General features: G+C 38.4%; 16 protein-coding genes. 8 read left to right on the forward strand and 8 right to left on the reverse strand.

Features of this window, described 5'->3' with window-relative positions:
• Positions 1-14 precede the first annotated feature (14 nt).
• The 5 genes from ACHUFV_RS03015 (at position 15) to ACHUFV_RS03035 (ending at position 5874) form a co-directional block, all read left to right on the forward strand.
• Positions 15-374: a Na-translocating system protein MpsC family protein gene (locus ACHUFV_RS03015; RefSeq protein ID WP_394232127.1), complete on the forward strand. Its 360-nt coding sequence runs from the start codon at positions 15-17 to the stop codon at positions 372-374.
• Between the two features lie 12 nt (positions 375-386).
• A complete protein-coding gene (gene fdhD / locus ACHUFV_RS03020; RefSeq protein ID WP_394232128.1) occupies positions 387-1190 on the forward strand; it encodes a formate dehydrogenase accessory sulfurtransferase FdhD in 804 nt (267 codons plus the stop codon).
• Positions 1191-1701: 511 nt separating this feature from the next.
• Positions 1702-3222 carry a malate:quinone oxidoreductase gene (locus ACHUFV_RS03025; RefSeq protein ID WP_394232129.1) on the forward strand — a complete coding sequence of 507 codons (1521 nt, stop codon included), beginning with the start codon at positions 1702-1704 and terminating at the stop codon, positions 3220-3222.
• Between the two features lie 422 nt (positions 3223-3644).
• Positions 3645-5000, forward strand: coding sequence for a type I glutamate--ammonia ligase (glnA, locus tag ACHUFV_RS03030; protein WP_394232130.1), 1356 nt, complete (start codon positions 3645-3647; stop codon positions 4998-5000).
• A gap of 133 nt (positions 5001-5133) precedes the next feature.
• On the forward strand, positions 5134-5874 hold the full coding sequence (locus tag ACHUFV_RS03035; RefSeq protein ID WP_394232131.1) for a TerC family protein: 741 nt from the start codon (positions 5134-5136) through the stop codon (positions 5872-5874).
• Between the two features lie 80 nt (positions 5875-5954).
• Here ACHUFV_RS03035 and ACHUFV_RS03040 read toward each other — a convergent pair whose 3' ends face one another.
• From ACHUFV_RS03040 to ACHUFV_RS03075, 8 genes are all read right to left on the reverse strand, one after another.
• Positions 5955-7193, reverse strand: coding sequence for a saccharopine dehydrogenase family protein (locus tag ACHUFV_RS03040; RefSeq protein WP_394232132.1), 1239 nt, complete (start codon positions 7191-7193; stop codon positions 5955-5957).
• Between the two features lie 630 nt (positions 7194-7823).
• Positions 7824-8651 carry an RMD1 family protein gene (locus ACHUFV_RS03045; RefSeq protein ID WP_394232133.1) on the reverse strand — a complete coding sequence of 276 codons (828 nt, stop codon included), beginning with the start codon at positions 8649-8651 and terminating at the stop codon, positions 7824-7826.
• Between the two features lie 228 nt (positions 8652-8879).
• Positions 8880-9992 carry an ABC transporter permease gene (locus ACHUFV_RS03050; RefSeq protein ID WP_394232134.1) on the reverse strand — a complete coding sequence of 371 codons (1113 nt, stop codon included), beginning with the start codon at positions 9990-9992 and terminating at the stop codon, positions 8880-8882.
• Between the two features lie 6 nt (positions 9993-9998).
• Positions 9999-10928, reverse strand: a complete 930-nt coding sequence (locus ACHUFV_RS03055) for an ABC transporter ATP-binding protein (RefSeq protein WP_394232135.1) — start codon at positions 10926-10928, stop codon at positions 9999-10001.
• Between the two features lie 190 nt (positions 10929-11118).
• On the reverse strand, positions 11119-12372 hold the full coding sequence (locus ACHUFV_RS03060; protein WP_394233360.1) for a benzoate/H(+) symporter BenE family transporter: 1254 nt from the start codon (positions 12370-12372) through the stop codon (positions 11119-11121).
• 195 nt (positions 12373-12567) lie between these two features.
• Positions 12568-13206, reverse strand: coding sequence for a PAQR family membrane homeostasis protein TrhA (trhA, locus tag ACHUFV_RS03065; RefSeq protein WP_394232136.1), 639 nt, complete (start codon positions 13204-13206; stop codon positions 12568-12570).
• Positions 13207-13504: 298 nt separating this feature from the next.
• Entirely contained in the window at positions 13505-13960 is a 456-nt protein-coding gene (locus tag ACHUFV_RS03070) for a hypothetical protein (protein WP_394232137.1), read from the reverse strand.
• 292 nt (positions 13961-14252) lie between these two features.
• Positions 14253-14477 carry a hypothetical protein gene (locus ACHUFV_RS03075; protein ID WP_394232138.1) on the reverse strand — a complete coding sequence of 75 codons (225 nt, stop codon included), beginning with the start codon at positions 14475-14477 and terminating at the stop codon, positions 14253-14255.
• Positions 14478-14638: 161 nt separating this feature from the next.
• Here ACHUFV_RS03075 and ACHUFV_RS03080 point away from each other — a divergent pair, with 161 nt between their 5' ends.
• Genes ACHUFV_RS03080 through ACHUFV_RS03090 form a run of 3 tightly spaced genes read left to right on the forward strand, consistent with a single transcriptional unit; the run spans position 14639 to position 16788 of the window.
• Positions 14639-14839, forward strand: coding sequence for a hypothetical protein (locus ACHUFV_RS03080; protein WP_394232139.1), 201 nt, complete (start codon positions 14639-14641; stop codon positions 14837-14839).
• On the forward strand, positions 14766-15401 hold the full coding sequence (locus ACHUFV_RS03085) for a prolipoprotein diacylglyceryl transferase family protein (RefSeq protein ID WP_394232140.1): 636 nt from the start codon (positions 14766-14768) through the stop codon (positions 15399-15401). The genes ACHUFV_RS03080 and ACHUFV_RS03085 overlap by 74 nt, the downstream gene beginning before the upstream one ends.
• A complete protein-coding gene (locus ACHUFV_RS03090; protein WP_394232141.1) occupies positions 15394-16788 on the forward strand; it encodes a radical SAM protein in 1395 nt (464 codons plus the stop codon). The genes ACHUFV_RS03085 and ACHUFV_RS03090 overlap by 8 nt, the downstream gene beginning before the upstream one ends.
• Positions 16789-16887 lie beyond the last annotated feature (99 nt).

Consider the following 16887-nt stretch of genomic DNA (forward strand, 5'->3'; position numbering starts at 1 on the left):
GAGGAGGGACGTAAATGTCAAAGAACATGGAGCATCAATTTAGTATGCTTGTTCGCGAAATTAGAAAAGAATATGTAGGAAATGGCCCTAAGGAAATTACCACTAAATTCATCGGTTCCTGGGCAGTCAGTGAAATGAAAGGCAATCTGACAAATGTAGAAAAATTTATGATTCATAAAGAACAGGGAAAGCAGATGGTCCATGAAACCAGAACAAGATTTGTGAAGGAAATCTATAAAATGCCGCAGGTCCTATTAAGATTTGAAAAGTTAATGGATGCGAAGGTTGTACGGCTTTTTTCCGATATTAACATTGATGAAGATATTGCCATGACTGTATTCGTATTTGACCAGCCTATTGAGAAAAATAACTAGGAGGAAAAATGTATGAATCAGCCGATGAAATTGCAAAGCCATGTATGGCGGTACGAGGAAGGAGCCATACACAATGTTACAGATACAATCGTTACAGAATTCCCCATTACCATCATTCTAAACGGCCAAGAATTCGCTACTCTTGTATGCAGCCCTGAACACATAGAAGAGTTAATCATTGGCTTTTTGGCATCGGAAGGGATTATCCACCATTATAAGGAAATTAAAGAGCTTACCATTATTGAAGCAACAGGTCGTGCGATTATAGAAACGCATAAAATTAACAAACTGAACGTATTATTTCACTCCAAACGAATTATAACCTCTTGCTGTGGAAAAAGCAGGCAAAGTTTTTATTTTTATAATGATGCCCGTACAGTTAAGCCCATTGACAGCGTAAATGTAAAGATATCGATTGAACAATGCTTTCATTTAATGCAGCTAATGCAGGAATCGTCCGATATTTTCCAGGATACAGGAGGGGTACATAATGCAGCCTTATGTGACAGAAACGGCATCATCATCGCCAGAACAGACATAGGACGACATAATGCTTTGGATAAAATCTATGGTCATTGTTTGCAGCGTTCTATACCCCTTTCAGATAAAATCATTGTTTTTAGCGGTCGTATTTCCTCGGAAGTATTACTAAAAGTAGCCAAAATCGGATGTGGGATTGTTCTATCAAAATCAGCTCCAACCGAATTAGCCCTCCGTCTAGCAGAAGAGCTTCATATTACAACTGTTGGTTTTTTACGCAGCCATTCATTAAACATATATACAAAACCAGATCGTATTGATTTTCAGAATATATAACGGTAAATGGTTTATATGTGGTAAAAGATCAAAGTTTATAGAATAGTTATTTTAAAGAGCCATGAGATTGATCCCATGGCTCTTTTGAATTTTTTATAATAGGGTAATCGAATGAATCTTTAGAAACGGTAACATTGCGACTTTCTAGATATTTGTATTTATGAACCAGGAAAAAATTTATACAAAATAGATAATTCGTATAAATTCGACAAATTAATAGATTATGATAGACGAAGTAAGGTATAATAGTGTTCAAAGGTTTTGCTTAGGTCTAAAATTGTATTTCTACTGTTGTTTTATTTGAAACAATCAGCTTTTAAATCGATAAGTATTGCTATATAATATAATTATAAAAAAATATTTTAATATTTAAACAATAATGATACACTATAATTTGGTATTACTTGGTCCAGAAATGATGTGTGACTAAGTCGCGCCCTGGCTTGCTTGATTTCTAGTAGGGAGCGCTTACATCCTTTCTGTAAATCTTTAGGGTTAGGGATGGTTGAATATGAGTAACAGACAAACAAAGACAGATGTTATCTTAATTGGTGCTGGAATTATGAGTGCAACCTTAGGATCACTTCTGAAAGAATTAGTACCTGACTGGGAAATTACAGTATTTGAAAAGCTTTCAAATGCAGGGGAAGAAAGCTCTAACGAATGGAATAATGCCGGAACAGGGCATGCAGCATTGTGCGAGCTTAACTACACCGTTGAAAAGCCAGACGGATCTATAGATATTAAAAAAGCCATAAATATTAATGAGCAGTTTCAGGTATCCATGCAGTTCTGGTCCTACCTTGTAAAGAGCAAGCTTATCCGTAATCCACAGGACTTTATCATGCCGCTTCCACATATGAGTTTCGTACAAGGGGATGAAAATGTTTCATTTTTAAAGAAACGTTTTGAAGCGCTATCAAACAATCCATTATTCCAAGGGATGGAATTTTCTGATAACCCAGAAAAATTAAAGGAATGGATACCACTTATGCTGCAGGATCGTACTTCGGATGAACCGATTGCCGCAACAAAGATCAACACGGGTACAGATGTTAACTTTGGTGCTTTAACCAGAATGCTGTTTGATCACTTAGAGAGTAAAAACGTCAAAATTAATTACAACCATAGCGTTGATAATATCAAACGAACTAATGACGGCTCTTGGGAGTTGAAAGTGAAAAACCTAACCAGCGGTACAGTTGAACACCACACAGCAAAATTCGTCTTTATCGGAGGAGGAGGAGGAAGCCTTCACTTACTCCAAAAAACAGGAATTCCTGAAGGAAAGCATATAGGTGGATTTCCGGTAAGCGGACTCTTTATGGTTTGTAATAACCCAGAAGTTATTGAGCAGCACCATGCAAAAGTATACGGAAAAGCAAAGGTTGGCGCACCACCGATGTCTGTTCCGCATCTTGACACAAGATTTATCGATAATAAAAAATCATTGCTATTTGGACCATTTGCCGGCTTCTCACCAAAGTTCCTAAAAACCGGTTCAATGATGGATTTAATCACTTCCGTCAAACCAAACAATGTCTTAACAATGCTTGCGGCAGGGGCAAAAGAAATGTCCTTAACAAAATACCTCATTCAACAGGTTATGTTATCAAAAGAGCAGCGTATGGAAGAACTGCGTGAGTTTATCCCTAACGCTAAAAGTGAGGATTGGGATTTAGTCGTAGCAGGTCAGCGTGTACAGGTTATTAAAGATACTGAAGCAGGAAAAGGTACGCTTCAATTTGGTACCGAAGTTGTCAGTGCAGCTGATGGTTCAGTCGCTGCATTACTAGGTGCATCTCCGGGGGCTTCGACAGCTGTTTCCGTTATGTTGAAAGTAATAAACAAATGCTTCCCGCAGCATATAAAAGCTTGGGAACCGAAGATAAAAGAAATGATTCCTTCTTACGGTTTATCACTATTAGAAAATCCGAATCTAATTGATGAAATTCATACCTCAACAGGACAAGCACTTGGTTTACTTGATAAGAAACAAGAAAAAGAAGAAAGAGTACTTGAACTGGTCTAATAAGTATTTTTAGCCCTTGCTTGCGAATTTTGTTATATACAGTCGAGCTTGTTTGCGTTTTCATTGCGAAATTTGTAGATTAGTCGTTGTTTTCTGTGTTTCAGTTATCATTTTTGCTGGTTTAGTATAAAACTAGTTTTAAATACGAAACGTTAAAAAGTTGGAAATATATAGAATGAAGTTTGATAAAAAACTGCACCCAATAGTTAACATCGTTAACTAATAGAGGTGCAGTTTTTTTAATATGTAATGAGCAGATCAAAATTTAATTAATCTAATTTTGGTATTAAAAGTCTAAAATTAATAGAATATTTTTGATTTAATTATCTAAAAAGTATTGTCAAATAGATTAAATTACAATATAATAACCCTAACAAATAACATGTTAGAAAACATAACATTAATGCGAGGGGAAATGTGACATGACAGAAACGTTAATTGTGAATGAAACCGTGATTGTTAAAAAAATCAAAGAAACAATAAAAGAAAAAAGTGTTGAATTATTACATTTGCAATTTGTGGATATTGAGGGGATATTAAAGCATGTTACAGTAACAGCTGAACAATTAGAGGATGTAGTGGAAGGCAAAATCATGTTTGACGGCTCATCAATAAAGGGGTTTTCACCTATTAATCGCTCAGACCTTTATCTAAAGCCGGATATTCATACATTTGCCGTTCTTCCTTGGTCAGTCGAAGCTGGCTATTCAGAAGCACGTTTTCTATGTTCAGTAACAAATCCTGATGGAACGCTTTTTGATGGAGATACAAGAAACGTCTTAAAGAAAACAATGGAACGAGCTGGTGATAATGGATTTACCATTTCCGTTGGACCCGAGTTAGAATTCTTCCTATTCAAAACAGACGATAAGGGGTATCCAACACTAGAAATCAGTGACAAGGGTGGCTACTTTGAACCATCTCCCCAGGATTTAGGCGAACGTGTTCGTTTAGAAATTTACCGCGCTTTAAAGGCAATGGGCTTTACAATTGAAGCTTCGCACCATGAAGTGGCAGAAGGCCAGCACGAAATTAACTTTAAATATGCTGATGCACTAACTGCGGCAGACCTTGCAACCACCTACAAATGGGTTGTTAAGACCATTGCACAAAAGTTTGGTCTACATGCAACCTTTATGCCAAAGCCGGTATTTGGAATTAACGGATCTGGAATGCATGTCAATATGTCTTTCTTTGAAGGGGATGAAAATGCATTCTTTGACCCGACAGATAAACTTCAATTATCCGAGAAAGCATATCAATTTATTGCAGGAGTATTAGAAAATGTGAAAAGCTTTGCTGCTGTAACAAATCCACTCGTGAATTCTTACAAGCGTTTAGTTCCTGGCTATGAAGCACCTTGCTATCTTGCATGGTCAGCATCAAATCGTTCAGCACTGATTCGTATTCCAGCTAAAAAAGGACTTGCCACTCGTGTAGAGCTACGCTGTCCCGATCCATCATCAAACCCTTACTTAACATTCGCAGTCATTGCTTCCGCAGGTTTAGATGGTATCGAAAAAGGTCTGAATGCTCCAGCTCCGATTAACGAGGATATTTTCCATATGTCAGAGGAAAGAAGAGCAGAGCTTGGAATTACAAATCTGCCAGGCAGCCTAAAGGAAGCCGTAACGGAATTAGAAGCAAGTGAATTCACCTCTAAAACATTAGGTGACCACGTATTTACCGAATATGTTTCAATGAAAAAAGCAGAATGGGACAGCTATCGCACAGCTGTTCACGCTTGGGAAATCGAAAACTATCATTCTAAATTCTAAAAAACTTATAATCTCAGGAGGCCGGCTGCAGGCCTTCTGAGTTTTTTTATCTTGAAAAAGCCACTAACACTCCTTTCAAAAAAAATCATGATTCATAAGATCAAAGCGTATATAAAAAAAGAAGGAGGATGTTATGGAGCTATCGTTATTATTGGAATACGGTTGGGTTTTACTTATTTTGATACTCTTAGAGGGTCTTCTATCTGCAGATAACGCTTTAGTCTTAGCTATCATGTCTAAACATCTATCGAAAGAACAGCAAAAAAAAGCAATCAATCTTGGCTTATTACTTGCTTTCGTATTCAGGATTGGAGCTATATTTATCATTTCGTTCCTTTTCCATGTGTGGCAAGTGCAGGCTATCGGAGCCGGTTATTTAATTTTCATCTCGATCAAACACTTACTAAAAAAGGAAAAAGGAGAAAAGAAAAAGAGACAGACAAGCTATCGCATGACAGTTGCGCAAATAGCCCTAGCGGACATGGCCTTTGCAATCGATTCCATTTTAGCAGCAGTTGCACTGGTCATAGCTCTGCCGGATACACCATTAGTCACTATTGGCGGGATAGATGGAGCTCAGTTTATCGTCATTCTAGTAGGAGCCATTGCAGGCTTGATTGTGATACGGTTTGCAGCCAATTTTTTCGTCAGGATCCTTGTAAAAAGACCTAGTTTGGAAGCAGCGGCCATGATTATCGTGGGGTGGGTAGGGGTTAAATTATTGATGCATACATTCGCGCATCCATCTGTACACTTGATTTCTCATGAGTTTGTTGAGGGTCCTATTTGGAAAATCATCTTTTGGTCGGTAATGCTTCTGATTGCTGTAGGAGGTTGGTTTTTATCGAAAGAAGAAACTAGAGGGAATACATGAAGCAACTTAGAAAGAAGAAAAAAACGGGGGACATTTCTGTCCCCCGTGTATGATTGGAAGCAAGAGAACCGTCCCTGTGCTTATCTTACAAGCTCAGCTTCTTTTTCCTTTACAGGCTCTGCGTCTACCATTACTGGGTTAAAGTCTTCTTTCCATGGTAATCCCCATTTGTTTAGGGCTTCCATGAACGGATCTGGATCAAATTCTTCGATGTTGAATACACCTGGCTTGTTCCATTTTCCAGTCATCATCATCATGGCACCAATCATTGCTGGAACACCTGTTGTGTAAGACACTGCTTGTGAGCCTACTTCACGGTAGCATTCTTCATGGTCACAAACATTATATACGTAGTACGTTTTTTCAACGCCATCTTTCTTGCCTTTGAAAATACAGCCAATGTTTGTTTTACCTTTCGTACGAGGTCCAAGAGAAGCTGGGTCTGGTAAAACAGCTTTCAAAAACTGAAGCGGAATGATTTGTTTTCCTTCGAATTCAATTGGTTCGATCGAAGTCATGCCAACATTTTCTAGCGCCTTCAAGTGAGTAAGATAGCTTTGGCCAAATGTCATGAAGAAACGGATACGCTTAAGTCCAGGAATATTTTTCGCAAGAGATTCAAGCTCCTCATGGTACAATAGGTACATATCCTTTTCTCCAACTTCATCAAAGTTATAAACACGTTTGATTTCCATTGGATTTGTTTCAATCCATTCACCATTTTCCCAATATCTACCGTTTGCAGACACTTCGCGGATATTGATTTCAGGGTTAAAGTTTGTTGCAAATGGGTAGCCATGGTCTCCGCCGTTACAATCAAGAATATCAATTGTTTCAATCTCATCAAAATAATGTTTTAATGCATAGGCAGAGAATACGCCCGTTACGCCTGGGTCAAATCCGCTTCCTAGAAGTGCTGTAATGCCAGCTTTCTCAAAACGCTCCTTGTATTCCCATTGCCATTTGTATTCAAATTTCGCTGTATCTTCAGGCTCATAGTTTGCTGTATCCAAATAGTTCGTTTTTGTTGCAAGGCAAGCGTCCATGATTGTTAAATCCTGATACGGAAGCGCCAGGTTCATGACGATATCTGGTTTTACTTCTTCAATTAGGGCAATTAGTTCGTCCACATTGTTTGCATCAACTTGCGCTGTGGTAATTTTAGTTTTTCCGCCATCTAATTTTTCTTTTAACGCATCACATTTAGACTTTGTACGGCTAGCGATACAAATTTCTTCAAATACCTCACTGTTTTGAACGCATTTGTGGATAGCTACTGATGCTACTCCGCCACAACCAATAATAAGTGCTTTTCCCATTTTCCTATCTCCTAACATAGTAGATTTTGAAGTGCAGGGAGGAGGACGATTGAAAACTAGTAAAAAAGTTATTGGGCGAACTCCTCGAACGAATGATTATTTTCTAACAAAAAAAGCAAGTGCAAACGCCACATCGTGCATTTCACTTGCTTTTGATATATTTAATATTAAAAAGTATGTATAGCTATGACATGCCGTCATAAGTATACGTCTACGAAAAGTCCGAAGACATTTTAGCAGAAAGCTCTTTAATATTCGAATATATCATCATAGGATCAGAGTCTATATAGCAAATAATCACTTTTACCACTCTTATTGACCGTTTCACAAGTTGATGTGCAGATGCACTGGTTATAAAGTAACCAACTTATAAAATTTGAGCTTTTAACTCAATCAATAAGGCAACTAAAGTTGCCAATCGGCGCTTGACCCGGCTGTCCGTATGGCCTTAACTTCCCGTAGGAGGTGGTCAAAATTATCTGCTTGGAAAGATCCCGATATACTCAAATAGCAGCTTTCCAAATCACGTTTTTTATAATAACAAGCCTTTTAAAAAATATCAATAGAAATTTTACTACTTTTTTAAAAAAATTATTAGAGTTAGAGTTACATCATCAATTGGGATGGGTATTATGGCAGCCAGCCGATATATTCAGAAACTGTCATAAGAATTTCAATTACAATCAAAATGACGATAATCCATTCAACAAAAAGCCCGCGAATCGAATGACTTATGTTAGAAAAACCATCCATAATATTATACAAAGTCTCCGTTTTGCTCTTTAGAATTGTATAGCGATCATTAAGTTCAAAAAACTCAGACATTTTATCATAAAAATCATTTGCATCATTGCTGGTCCACGTAATATCTGGCTTATCTAGAATCATGATATAGGCATGGGTATTATATTCATGACGGACGATTTCTGCTGTCATTTTGGCCAGTCTCTTATTACCAACTCTCATTCTTCCTTTTTCAAGGCGATCAATCAACACTTCAAGCTGGTCATTAATTTTCCCAAGATGCTCTTCTGTTTTCTCGAGCGCAACAGATTTGGCAAGAACAGTAGAGATGATTTCAGGGTAAAATGACTCATATTCTGGAATTACGACAAATTCATCTGTCAGCTCGATTTCCTTAGTCTGTTCGATTTGCAGGCTGTAATCGTCCGTATAGGTATAGGCATGGGCAAGGTTTACTTCTGGTTCAAAGGATTTAATGTACTGAAAAAAATCCTTCATCTCATCTGCATGGGTTTGATTGATAAACACGACACTGCCGAAGGAGAACACGAGGATATATTGTGAATCGCCGACCTCACGGTTAAGAATTGATTTTAGAATATTTCCTTTCAAAATGAGTGGCTCTTCCCAAGTGAATTTTTTTGGTATCCCGCATTGAACAGCAATCTTATTTAGGTCAATTTCGTTTGTAATCGAAAATGCCTTAAACTTCATTTCCCTCATTGTTTCACTCTTTTCTAAATTGTTTGATAGAATATAAAAATATTTTAAAATTAAACCGATAATTTCTATTAATAATTTTACCACGAATGAATCATTGGAATGGTGCGAACATTTTAAAAAGATTAAAAAATATTGAAGGAACTATTCAGTGAAAGAGTTATGGCAAAAGAAAACAGACACCATCCGAAAGGGGACGATGTCTGCATTCTTTCTTAGCTATTATCTTGTAGCGACGATTGATTTCCTTCTATAAAACCAGGCTCCTAAAATGAATGTTACCATTCCCCAAACAACTAAAATCCCAATTCCAAGCCAGAGTGTACTAGAAAAAATACTAGTAGAATAAACCATGCTGTCTCTTAAGCCTTCAACAAAGTAGGTGAGCGGCAGGATATTCGATATAGGCTGTATCCAGTCTGGAATGGTTTCAACTGGAATAAAGATCCCGCTTAAAAACATCATCAGGAAGCTGACAATATTAGCCATCCCCATATAGGCCTCAGTTGTTTTACTGAACGAAGAAAAAAAGTAACCAAGTGCATTAAAGGAAAGTGCCCCTAATATGAAAACAACCAGCAGACTTGGGAAGTTGATGTAGAGCTTTGCACCAAAAACAAATACACCAATTAGTGATAATAAAATAATTTGAACAATACTAAATAACAAACGCATCACCATATCACTAAAGCCGAAGATATTCATGTTAGCAGGGGTCATCCGTAAACGTTTGATTAACCCTTTACGATTCATATCGACCAAATCAACCATACCGAACATACCAGCCTGTGCAATGGATAAGGCAATCATCCCTGTGAGAAGAAAATCTGTGTAATTTAATTCCTCATCACCTGATGTAATGGCTGAAAACTGCAAATCAAAGGTTGGGGGAGCGCCAGCCGCAGATAAATTTGCCCTTTGTACAAAATCATTCAGCATACCTGAAAGAGCTTGAGCCGTAACCCCTTGTTCATCCTCTTTATTTACAACTAGCAGAATTGAAGTTGCATCAGATGAACTAGGCAGGACAATCGCAGCATCTATATCCTGATTCTTGACCATCTGATCTGCTTCCTTTCGGCTAATTGGTTTGTCAGTTTCCATTTCAAGCACTGGAATTTTCTTAATTTGGCTCAATAGCATCTCAGAGGTTGGATTTGGGTTTTCATTCACAATCGCCACTTTAGCTGAGAATTCATCATCAGAGGTGCCGCCAAAGATGGTCATAAAAATAACCATTAAGATAACAGGGAAGAAAATTCCCCAAAACCAGGCCTGTTTTTCCCGTAATGTTAATTTCAATTGAGCTATGAGCATGTGCTTGAATTGCTTCATCCTGAATTAATCCCTCCATTCCTTTCCAGTAAACTCAATAAATACGTCCTCTAAACTCATATCCCGGATGGAGACCTGTTCCACTTGATAATCCTTTTCCTTTGTAAAACCAAATAAGGTATATAAAGTATCCTCGGGGTGCGAAGTCCACAGTGTTAAAGAAGCTCCATCTAATTCGCTGCGGACAACGGAGTCAAGGGTTTTCGTGAAATAATGCACTTCCTTTGCAGCTTCGGTTCCGTCTACAAAGGATAGTACAACCTCTCTTTCATTTGTTAGCTTTTCTATAAGGGCAGAAGGGGTGTCTATTGTGACAATTTTCCCTTGATCAATGATACAGACTCGGTCGCTTAATTGCTCCGCCTCTTCCATATAATGTGTTGTTAATATTGTTGTTTTGCCTAATTCCTTCAGTTGGAGGATAATGTCCCAGATGTTACGACGCGCCTGTGGATCCAGTCCTGTCGTCGGTTCATCTAGGAAAATAATATCAGGATCACTAATCATTGCGAGGCCAATTGCTAGCCGCTGCCGCTGACCGCCTGAAAGTTTTTTTACATGCTGGCGGCGGTGTTCACTTAAATTAATCATTTCCAGAATTTCCTCCGTTGAACGGGCGTGGTCGTAAAAGGTGGCAAAAAGGTTGAGGTTTTCTTCAGGTGTTAATAAATCAAACATGGCACTTGATTGAGGCTGGACCCCGATCATTTTTTTGATTTTATTCGCATGCTGACCCCAGTTTAGGTCTCCAAAGCAAATTTCTCCCTTATCGGGTGTTACTAACCCTTCAATCATTTCAAGGGATGTCGTCTTTCCGGCTCCATTTGGACCAATAATCGTAAAAATCTCACCAGCCTCAACGGAAAAGCTGACGTCCTCCACAGCCCGGACCGATCCAAATGATTTTTTTAGATTTTTCACCTCTAAAATGGTCATCCTTTTTCCTCACTTTCCTAGAAATTACAACACATTCCCTAATACGTTATACTATTCAGAAAAGTTTCACAATAGATATTCCTTCACTCGATTTAACAAAAAAAAGACATCCTGCAGAAATGTCTTTTTACAAGCTTTATTTCCTTCAAATAGACTGTTGAAAAATTTATACTATTCATGTGGAGGTAAATCAAGCCATTGATTTTTCCTTCTTTTCGATATTTGAACGTTCTTCTATTTCTCTCGATGTAAAATGCTCCTTCTCAACAAGGAACGAGACAAGCAGGCTTCCAACAATAGCCCAAAGCGGGGCACTGATATGAAAGAAGTTCACACCCGACATCCCTATAATGAGAGCAAAAAATGCACCCATTTGAAATTTACTATCTGTAAATGCTGTCTTGAGTGCGTTAATTAAAACACCAAGCATTGCAAGGCCAGCAATAACACTAACAATAACAACCGGCATAGCAACAACAAAGGGAACAACGATTGAGGCAAAAAGACCAAACGCTGAGAAAAACACGCCATTTGCAAATGTCGCTGCATACCGGCTGTCTTGTTCGCCGACTTCCTTTGCCGCACAAATGGCTGTCATGGGCCCTGCAATATTCACTGCATGGCCCCCGAAGAATGCTGCGATCAAGCCTATAAAAGAACCATTAACAGCCATTGCGGTATTAGGCGGTTTGTAGCCTAGATTCATTAATACACCTGTTGCTTGAGCATTTTCAGAGCACATAATAAGCAGGGCAAGCGGAATTCCAATCGACAATATGCTATCAAAACTAAAAGTAGGTAACATAAATTGTGGAAGGATTAATGCATCTGTCGCCACATCGCCAATCTTGAACTCACCAGTAAGTACCGCCAGCAATAATGCTACGATTAACGAGGTTAACACTGGGGGCACCTTTTTCAAAAACCGGGTTGAAAACAAAAAGACTAAAATCGCAGACCCTGCTAAGAGCGGGGAAATAGTCACCGAGGTAATCATTTCCGTGGCAAAACGAATCATCACTCCAACAATCATCCCCATTACAATGGGTACCGGTATCCACTTCATAACCTTATCGATTAGTCCTGACAAGCCAAGCAGAATAACAAGAATATGTGCAGCTAAATACGCACCAATGGCTTCATTGAGAGAATAATGAGTTAAGGCACCGGAAACTAATATAGCTCCTGCAATGGTACCAGCACCGGCAATCGGCTGGCGGTATTTCAAAGAAAGGAAAATCCCAAGTAATCCACCAAAAAAATCAACAGCAAACAGCCAGCTGATCGTTTCCGCATATGACAATCCGCCGTTCGTTCCACCACTGATAATAATTAAGGCTGGACCGGTACAGCCAAATATTGCTGCAACTAAACCTGCACTGATTGTATTTACATTTAAATTATGCCTTAAATCCTTAATGTTTTTGGAAACATTTTCTTTCATCACGCTATTTATCCTCCGCATTCTACACCAAAACGTATTAGATCTGTACATACCAATATAAAATTTATACTAATATGATAATTTAGAAAACCGTGCATGTACTCATCCAATTGGTCTGTGTAGCACTAATCCAATTAAACAAAAAAGGTGACATACACAATCCATTATAGGAGGATCGCATTGTCACCTTACTAGTTAAGGAAGCAGATAAAGAACGGAAAAGAAATGGCAGATTGTCCCGCCAAGCACAAAAATGTGCCAAACAGCATGATGATGCTTAAATAACTTCCACATATAGAAAATAGCTCCGATAGTGTAGCATAAACCACCGATGATTAATAGGACTAGACCGGTTGGATGAAGATTTGTCGCTAAATCCTTCCACACAAAAACAATTAACCAGCCCATAAACACATAGAGAAGTGTCGAGGTGAAAAGGAATTTTTTGACGAAAAAGGATTTAAACACGGTACCGCCTATAGCTAGTCCCCAGACAATGCCAAATAATGTCCATCCCACCCAGCCGTCCACAGCAAGGAACAAAAACGGTGTATAAGTTCCGGCAATAAAGAAATAAATAGAGGTGTGATCCATGATTTCAAAGAAATCCTTTGCCCGTCCGGGTGGCAGTGCATGCAAGAGCGTTGATGAAGTATACAGAAGAAGCATGGTTACTCCAAATAGCGTAAAGCTAACTACATGCCAAGCATTTCCATAAATCGAGGCAAAAACGATCAATATGACAAGTGCAGCAATGCTAAGTATCACACCAATCCCATGGGTAATTGAATTTGATAGTTCTTCTTCCTTTGAAAAGACATGTGTATTTGCCACTGAGAATAACCTCCTTTTTTTCCAACATTTATAGGATGTGGAAAAACAATGCTCAATATTGATTTCATTGCTAGCCTATTAACTATTCTTGTTTATGAAACCATAAAGAGCTTTTATTATATTCCTTTCTTAGGAGGTTAGGAAGTGACGTTTGTAATGCACGGGAGGATTTGAGGTATAACTATTGAATTTTAAGTAAAAAGAGGAAGTAACTGCATGAAGAGAAGTGATCGGGTAATGAAAGTTCTTTTTTACAGTTAAAAAGTACTGCTACATGAAGCAGTACTTATTTTTACAATCAACGTAATAAGTTATTTAATAAAATTGATTTCTCACCTTCGAAAGTAACCTTTCCACTTGGCTGCACCCATGCTTGTACAATACCTAATTTATCAAGTCCTTTACTTATTTTTCCAACACGTTCTCTGATCCTTGAAACATCAGGATTTCCTATAATATAAAATAATGTATTGGAATAATTATATTGCTGTTGAAATCTCATAATTTGTTCAAGTTGTTCGGCTAAATGAATACCTATTTCGGAACTATCGAATATGCGATCTGTTCCCGTGTGATTAACTGCTTGATTTCCACGCGATTCAATTAAAAATCTGCAAGATTTTAATTCGGCAATGAGATCGACATCAGTTCCATTTCTTGCAAATTTTACAGTACATCCTTTCTTTTCGAAAAATGCTGCAATTGCTTGATTTACCTGAATCTGTGTCATAATAAATGGATCCCAATTTTTCATAGTTGAACGTGGTATAGACATGTTTTCAAGCCCCTTTTAAAATTGTTTATACTATATATATTTGCTATTGTAGGCTATTATTCCTTCTAAACAACATGACTTTTCTGATAATTCTGTATTAAATAGGTACCATTTCTTTGTTATTGTCACAAATGACTTGAAGAGGAGAGGGAAAGGTGGAGGCAGGAACTGAAGCATAAACAGGGTAAGTGCATGGAAATATCATTAATTGCTAGAGGAAGGTTCTATCGTTTCCGGCGGAAGCAACAGAACCTTCCTCTTGCTTATTTTTTTATAAAAATAAGATGAGTCCGCCACAAACGATGAAGAAAATGAATAATGTAACTAATACGCCAATAGCCATCCCTTTAACTAAATCATGTTTTTTCGTTACAAGGAATAGGATTAAGACAAGGAACCAGAGCAGGACGGAGTAAAGCCCGATAAGAAAAGTAGAGCCAAAGATTGCCATGGTAAGAAAAATACCGCCAACAAATTGGCCTGTTTTCGTTTTCATAAATACCCTCCTTTATTTTAATAATCTATTGCATCAGATAATCTGAATAGCTGTGAAACATTTAATATTAAAAAATTATATAGTATAATTTTAGAAAATAATACAGAATTTCAATATAATGGAAGGTTAATTATATATCCTTCAACCATAAAGGGGGACTTATGGATTTTCCTATATACTTACAATTATTCGGCAAGTCGATAAACCCGCATCCTATTTTAGAAAGCTTGGCGTTTATGGTTGGTTTTCAAATCTATTTGAAGCTGAAGCGGCCAAATCATGTTCCAGATGACAAAGCAGTCGGCGTATATTGGCGCCATTATTGGCGGATTGACCGGCTCTATCATGCTCGCTACATTTGAAAATGTATCTGCTTTATGGAATTCAATCGAAAGTGGAGAATGGGGGTTCCTTATTCATGGGAAAACCATTGTGGGGGGCTTACTGGGCGGATTAATTGGCGTTGAGCTGGCTAAAAAACGAATGGGTCATCATGAATCAACAGGCGATGACATGGCTATTCCGTTAGCTGCTGGTCTGATTATTGGCAGAATCGGTTGTTTTTTGGCCGGGATGGAGGACCGAACCTATGGAATCGAAACGAAGCTTTGGCTCGGATTTGATTTTGGTGATGGGGTACGCCGGCATCCAACGCAGCTTTACGAAATACTATTTTTAATCCTGTTAATCATTTTTCTACTCTTCCTCCGGAAACATAAACCTTGGGAGGGCTTTGCCTTTCAGCTATTTATGACATGCTACTTGTCATATCGATGGGCGGTGGAGTGGATCAAACCGATTCCGAAACCATATCTTGAAATGAGTGCCATTCAGTGGGCCTGTATTGCCGGCATTCTTTATTATAGTATTTTACTAGCTAAAAAGAGAAAAAAACATAAAATAGGAGGAATCGGACATGCCTAACCGTTCTTATTTGTATTATGACTTAACAAGCTCGATTTGCTCGACCTGCTTACGGAAAGTGGAGGCAAAGGTCATCATTGAAAATGATTGTGTGTATCTATCAAAGCGCTGCATGCAGCACGGTCTTGAAAAAGTCTTAATTTCAACAGATGTAGCTTATTATAAACGGTGCCGGGAATACATAAAGCCAAGTGAAATGCCTTATCATTGGAATACTGGCATCAAATACGGTTGTCCTTATGATTGTGGGTTATGCCCTGACCATGAACAGCATTCTTGTTTAACTATTGTCGAAGTAACCGATCAATGCAATCTCCAATGTCCGATTTGCTTTGCTGAATCAAGTCCGAAACGAACAACGTGGCGGACTCTTGCGCAGATTGAAACAATGTTTGATACGATTGTTAGAAATGAAAGAGAGCCTGATGTCGTTCAAATTAGCGGCGGTGAACCGACCATCCATCCGCAGTTTTTTGAAATATTGGACAGTGCGAAAAAACGACCAATCAAGCATCTTATGGTCAATACAAATGGATTGCGTATTGCCAATGACAAAGACTTTGTCAAAAGGCTTGCCTCCTACATGCCTGGCTTTGAAATCTACTTACAATGGGATAGCTTTGAGGCGGAAGCCTTGAAAGAACTTCGGGGTGCTGATTTGCGAGAGGTACGTCGCAAAGCGATTGACAATTTAAATGAGTACAATCTTTCTACCACACTCGTTGTGACGTTAAAAAAAGGCTTAAATGACAAGGAAATTGGGAAAATCATTGAATATGGTACGCAGCAGCCTTGCGTAAGGGGCGTTACATTCCAGCCGATTCAGCATGCCGGCCGAACAGAGGATTATAATCCGGCCACAGATCGGTTGACGTTAAGCGAAGTCCGCCAGATGATCATTGACCAATCCGATATATTTAAAGAAGAAGATATCATCCCAGTTCCATGTCATTCTGATTGCCTGGCAATGGGATATGCGATGAAAATCGATGGAAAGGTGCAGCCGCTGACAGGCCTTATTGACCCGGATATCCTTTTAGAAGGCTCACGAAACACGATCGTATTTGAAAGTGATGAAATGTTGAAAAATAAAGTGTTTGAACTGTTTAGCCTGAATCACTCGCCGGAAAGCGGTTTTCATTCGTTACACGATTTATTATGCTGCCTGCCAAAAGTAAGCCTGCCTAACGGAATGGGTTACCAAAATGTCTTTCGCGTCCTCATTATGAAATTCATGGATAACTATGATTTAGACATCCGTTCTGTCAAAAAAGCATGTGTACACATTGCCCATCCAGACGGAAGAATCATTCCATTTGACACGTATAATTTATTTTACCGCGATGAGAAAGAGGATTACTTGCGAGAGTTACAGAACGAGCAATAATTATTAGGGGACGAATCACAATCATTTTCACACGTGATTCGCCCCCTTGATTTGTTAATATGGTAAAATAATGATGGTTTAGATCGTTTTAAAAGCATA

This window comes from Niallia oryzisoli, from assembly GCF_043641075.1.
GTDB classification, from domain to species: domain Bacteria; phylum Bacillota; class Bacilli; order Bacillales; family Cytobacillaceae; genus Bacillus_BD; species Bacillus_BD oryzisoli_A.

What these genes read in the sequence shown, in the direction of transcription:
- ACHUFV_RS03035 (WP_394232131.1), top strand. Translation starts at nt 5,134, where the DNA reads ATGGAGCTATCGTTATTATTGGAATACGGTTGGGTTTTACTTATTTTG.
- ACHUFV_RS03025 (WP_394232129.1), top strand. Translation starts at nt 1,702, where the DNA reads ATGAGTAACAGACAAACAAAGACAGATGTTATCTTAATTGGTGCTGGA.
- ACHUFV_RS03085 (WP_394232140.1), top strand. Translation starts at nt 14,766, where the DNA reads ATGACAAAGCAGTCGGCGTATATTGGCGCCATTATTGGCGGATTGACC.
- ACHUFV_RS03070 (WP_394232137.1), bottom strand. Translation starts at nt 13,960, where the DNA reads ATGAAAAATTGGGATCCATTTATTATGACACAGATTCAGGTAAATCAA.
- ACHUFV_RS03080 (WP_394232139.1), top strand. Translation starts at nt 14,639, where the DNA reads ATGGATTTTCCTATATACTTACAATTATTCGGCAAGTCGATAAACCCG.
- ACHUFV_RS03060 (WP_394233360.1), bottom strand. Translation starts at nt 12,372, where the DNA reads ATGAAAGAAAATGTTTCCAAAAACATTAAGGATTTAAGGCATAATTTA.
- glnA (WP_394232130.1), top strand. Translation starts at nt 3,645, where the DNA reads ATGACAGAAACGTTAATTGTGAATGAAACCGTGATTGTTAAAAAAATC.
- ACHUFV_RS03040 (WP_394232132.1), bottom strand. Translation starts at nt 7,193, where the DNA reads ATGGGAAAAGCACTTATTATTGGTTGTGGCGGAGTAGCATCAGTAGCT.
- ACHUFV_RS03050 (WP_394232134.1), bottom strand. Translation starts at nt 9,992, where the DNA reads ATGAAGCAATTCAAGCACATGCTCATAGCTCAATTGAAATTAACATTA.
- ACHUFV_RS03075 (WP_394232138.1), bottom strand. Translation starts at nt 14,477, where the DNA reads ATGAAAACGAAAACAGGCCAATTTGTTGGCGGTATTTTTCTTACCATG.
- ACHUFV_RS03015 (WP_394232127.1), top strand. Translation starts at nt 15, where the DNA reads ATGTCAAAGAACATGGAGCATCAATTTAGTATGCTTGTTCGCGAAATT.
- ACHUFV_RS03045 (WP_394232133.1), bottom strand. Translation starts at nt 8,651, where the DNA reads ATGAAGTTTAAGGCATTTTCGATTACAAACGAAATTGACCTAAATAAG.
- fdhD (WP_394232128.1), top strand. Translation starts at nt 387, where the DNA reads ATGAATCAGCCGATGAAATTGCAAAGCCATGTATGGCGGTACGAGGAA.
- ACHUFV_RS03055 (WP_394232135.1), bottom strand. Translation starts at nt 10,928, where the DNA reads ATGACCATTTTAGAGGTGAAAAATCTAAAAAAATCATTTGGATCGGTC.
- ACHUFV_RS03090 (WP_394232141.1), top strand. Translation starts at nt 15,394, where the DNA reads ATGCCTAACCGTTCTTATTTGTATTATGACTTAACAAGCTCGATTTGC.